At 56.5% G+C, this 589-nt stretch carries 1 protein-coding gene; it reads right to left on the bottom strand.

Annotated features, from left to right (window positions below; translation table 11 throughout):
* Positions 1-589 (bottom strand): histidine kinase dimerization/phospho-acceptor domain-containing protein (locus ABD481_RS46815; RefSeq protein WP_344672362.1); only part of this gene is annotated, 589 nt, incomplete at both ends.

The raw sequence follows: 589 nt of genomic DNA, 5'->3' as shown, positions 1-589 counted from the left end.
AATCAAGAATATCGCTGATGATTTTCAGCAGCAGGCTGGAGGAGTTGTTCATCGCCGTCACAAGGCGATCGACGCCTTTCGGCAACGCTTTGGTCTGCAGCAGATCGAGGTTACCGATGATGCCATACAGCGGGGTACGCAGCTCATGGCTAACGGTCGCCAGGAACATCGATTTCGACTGGCTGGCCTGCTCCGCCGCCTGGGCCATCTCCTGCAGCGACTCCTCCATTTTCACGCGGGCGGAAACGTCCACCAGCACGCAAATGGCGACGTTTTCATTGCGATAGCGTGAATGAACAAAGCTAATCTGCAGGTTGGTATGGTTGCTGGTCAGCACGTCGACAAAATTGACCTGCTGGCCGCAGATGATCTGCGTCAGCCGCTGGCGGTCCTCGTGGGTCAGCATGTTCAGGTAGTTGTGCGCCAGTTCATTACTGAGAATATTGGTCCCGTCGGCAGTGCGCAGAATACAGATCCCTACCGGGGCAGAAGCCACAATTTTGCGGTTGAACTGCTCGTGCTCTTCCAGGCGCTGGGCGTCATTCTCCGCGGGGATAAAAATGCGCCGCTCATACATCCGCGCCAGCGC

The sequence above is a fragment of the Catenulispora yoronensis genome, from assembly GCF_039531695.1.
Classification (GTDB): Bacteria; Actinomycetota; Actinomycetes; order Streptomycetales; family Catenulisporaceae; genus Catenulispora; species Catenulispora yoronensis.
This window is presented reverse-complemented; position numbering and strand designations above follow the sequence as displayed.